Consider the following 3,585-nt stretch of genomic DNA (forward strand, 5'->3'; position numbering starts at 1 on the left):
CGTCACCGCGAGTCTGAGCATCGAGGAGGCGCCCCCTCACCCCGACCCTCTCCCCGCACGGCGGGGAGAGGGAGCGCAGGCGCCCTGCCCGATCACCCCAGCGGAAACGCCCCCGCCATCCACACCCTGTCGCGCCCCTCCCCTTGCGGGCGGGCGGGTGCCATCTTTAGGACGAACGATTCGTGAATACGGGCCCGCACCGCTGCGGGTCCCTGACCCCGGCCGGCCCCGAAAAGACCGGCGATGAGCGACCGGCGCCCCGTGCCGGCCGCCCGAACCGGCAGCCTGGAACGGAATGTCCGACCCCTTCGAGCGACCCTTCGTGCCCGCCCCGCCTCCCCCGATGGCGAGCGGCGGCATCGCGGCGCGTGCCCGCGGCTCCCACCGCGCCCCCTATCTGGAGGGCCTCAACCCGGAGCAGCGCGAGGCGGTCGAGACGCTCGACGGCGCCGTGCTGGTGCTGGCCGGCGCCGGCACCGGAAAGACCCGCGTGCTGACCACCCGCATCGCCCACATCCTCAGCCTCGGCCGCGCCCGGGCGAGCGAGATCCTCGCCGTCACCTTCACCAACAAGGCGGCGCGCGAGATGAAGCACCGCATCGGCGGCATGGTGGGCGAGGCCGTGGAGGGCATGCCGTGGCTCGGCACCTTCCACTCGATCGGCGCAAAAATTCTCCGGCGGCACGCCGAGCTGGTCGGGTTGAAGCCCGACTTCACCATCCTCGATGTCGACGACCAGATCCGGCTCCTGAAGCAGCTCATCGCGGCCGAGAACATCGACGAGAAGCGCTGGCCGGGGCGCCTGCTCGCCACCCAGATCGACGGCTGGAAGAACCGCGGGCTGACGCCCGACCAGGTGCCGGCCGGCGAAGGCGCCGTGTTCGGCAACGGCCGCGGCCGCGACCTCTACGCCGCTTATCAGGCGCGGCTGAAGACGCTCAACGCCGCCGACTTCGGCGACCTGCTCCTGGAGACCATCAGGCTGTTCCGCGAGCACGCCGCCGTGCTGGCGCAGTACCAGACCCGCTTCAAGTACATCCTGGTCGACGAGTACCAGGACACGAACGTCGCCCAGTATCTCTGGCTGCGCCTGCTGGCCCAGCGCCCGACCGCGGGGACTGCGGGTGCCTCCTTAACCTCTCCCCGGCGGGGAGAGATCGACGCGCGAAGCGCGGCGGGTGAGGGGGGGCCGCCCCCTCCGCAGCGCGCGCTCTCCCCCCCTCACCCGGCATCCGGGCTTCGCCCGCATGCCGACCTCTCCCCGCAGGGGAGAGGTGAAGAAAGAGCCCCGCAAAAGAACATCTGCTGCGTCGGCGACGACGACCAGTCGATCTATGGCTGGCGGGGCGCCGAGGTGGACAACATCCTGCGCTTCGACCACGACTTTCCCGGCGCCAAGGTGATCCGGCTGGAGCGCAACTATCGCTCCACGGCCCACATCCTCGGCGCCGCCTCGCATCTGATCGCCCACAACGAGGGGCGGCTGGGCAAGACGCTGCGCTCGGAGGGCGAGGCCGGCGAGAAGGTCGTCGTCTCCTCGGCGTGGGACTCGGAAGAAGAAGCCCGCGCCATCGGCGAGGAGATCGAGCAGCTCCAGCGCCGCGCCCACCGGCTCGACGAGATCGCCATCCTGGTGCGCGCCTCGTTCCAGATGCGCGAGATCGAGGACCGCTTCGTCACGCTCGGCCTGCCCTACCGCGTCATCGGCGGCCCGCGCTTCTACGAGCGCGCCGAGATCCGCGACGCCATGGCGTATCTGCGGCTCGTCAACCAGCCGGCCGACGACCTCGCCTTCGAGCGCATCGTCAACGTGCCGAAACGCGGGCTCGGCGACGCGGCACTCCAAAACCTGCACGATCTCGCCCGCGCCCGCGGCATGCCGCTCCTGGAGGCGGCGCGCGCCATGAGCACCAGCGAGGCCGTGAAGCCGAAGCCGCGCGCGGCGCTGCGCGACCTCGTCGCCGCCTTCGACCGCTGGCGAGCGCAACGCGACACGCTCCCCCACACCGAGCTCGCCGAGATCGTGCTCGACGAGTCCGGCTACACCGAGATGTGGCAGAAGGACCGCTCCGCCGACGCGGCCGGACGGCTCGAGAACCTCAAGGAGCTGGTGCGCTCCATGGAGGACTTCGAGAACCTGCAAGGGTTCCTGGAGCACGTCGCGCTGGTGATGGACACGGATCGCGGCGAAGACCTGGATGCCGTGTCGATCATGACGCTGCACGCGGCGAAGGGGCTGGAGTTCGACACCGTCTTCCTGCCCGGCTGGGAGGAAGGCCTGCTGCCGCATCAACGCTCGCTCGACGAGAACGGCCGCGCGGGCCTGGAGGAGGAGCGCCGCCTGGCGCATGTCGGCCTCACCCGGGCACGCAAGAACGCGAGGATTTCGTTCGTCTCCAACCGGCGCATCCACGGCTCGTGGACATCGAGCCTCCCGTCGCGCTTTTTGGACGAGCTGCCCGAGCAGCATGTCGAGGTGCTGGAGGCCAAGGGCGGCTTCGCCGGCTACGGCAGCGCCTACGGGTCGCGCTTCGACACCACGGCCGCGTTCGGCTCGAGCTACACGACACCGGGCTGGCGCCGCGCCCAGAAGACCCGCGGCGGTTTCGACGAAGACCCGCACGAGTATTCGCAAGAGCACGAGCCCGAAGGCCGGATGCGGGATGTTTCTCCTTCTCACCTCTCCCCAGCGGTGAGAGGTCGACCGAGTGCGGACCCGGTCCGCACTCGGTCGGGTGAGGGGGGCCGTGCCGCCACGATCGACCAATCCCCCTCACCCGGCGCGCGTCCCGCGCGCCGACCTCTCCCCAACGGGGAGAGGTATGGCCGCGGCCCGATGACCATCGAGGGCGAGCTGGTCGCCCGCTCGACCGGCGCCCCCTCGGCCTTCGCGACCGGCGACCGCGTCTTCCACCAAAAGTTCGGCTACGGCCGCGTCCGCGCCGTCGACGGCAACAAGCTGACCATCCAGTTCGACAAGGCCGGCGAGAAGAAGGTGGTCGACAGTTTTCTGAACAAGGCGTGAGGACGGGCGCCCCGAATCTATCTTGACTATCTAACGTTAGATAGATCGACTCATGGTCGAAACCGTGGAGGTTCGGCCATGAGGACGATTCAAGTTTCGACTGATGTGTTCGCTGCGATCTGGAAGGCTCGCCGCGAAGGAGAGCAATCTGAAAACGATATTTTAGTGCGGGTGTTCGGCCTTTCCAGCCAAGATGAAGCACCGACAAAAGCAGCCGCCGGCTTCCGCGAGCCGAGGTATAACGTAGACTTCCCTGAGGGGTTTGAAATATTCAGAAGCTACTCGGGTCACGAGTACCGCGCGAGAGCGACGAGAGGCTCCTGGAAACTCCTCAAGAATGGAGAAAATTATCCGAGTCTCAATGAGTTGAGCCGGGCGATCGGTACCAAGACCGAAAATGCCTGGAAAAATTGGTTCTATAATGACGCGAAAGGAAATCGAGCCCCTATTTCGAACCTGCGCGATGAGAGCAAGATCGTCCGACGCAGCCGATCTAAATCCGATCTCACGTTAGAGGATCTCGATCTTTAGCCCCCCTATGACCCAGGGGAATCGCGTTT

The 3,585-nt window shown here is 67.6% G+C and carries 2 protein-coding genes; both read left to right on the forward strand.

Annotated elements, in window-relative coordinates:
- Positions 1-295 precede the first annotated feature (295 nt).
- Complete coding sequence (locus ABTU92_RS19170; RefSeq protein WP_408093239.1) at positions 296-3,025, forward strand: ATP-dependent helicase; 2,730 nt, start codon at positions 296-298, stop codon at positions 3,023-3,025.
- A gap of 78 nt (positions 3,026-3,103) precedes the next feature.
- Complete coding sequence (locus tag ABTU92_RS19175; protein WP_408093240.1) at positions 3,104-3,556, forward strand: hypothetical protein; 453 nt, start codon at positions 3,104-3,106, stop codon at positions 3,554-3,556.
- Positions 3,557-3,585 lie beyond the last annotated feature (29 nt).

This window comes from Rhodoplanes sp. SY1 (genome assembly GCF_046000175.1).
In the GTDB taxonomy this organism is placed as follows: Bacteria; Pseudomonadota; Alphaproteobacteria; order Rhizobiales; family Xanthobacteraceae; genus Rhodoplanes.

Excerpts from the sequence above, each read along its gene's own strand:
- ABTU92_RS19175 (WP_408093240.1), top strand. The coding sequence starts at position 3,104 with ATGAGGACGATTCAAGTTTCGACTGATGTGTTCGCTGCGATCTGGAAG.
- ABTU92_RS19170 (WP_408093239.1), top strand. The coding sequence starts at position 296 with ATGTCCGACCCCTTCGAGCGACCCTTCGTGCCCGCCCCGCCTCCCCCG.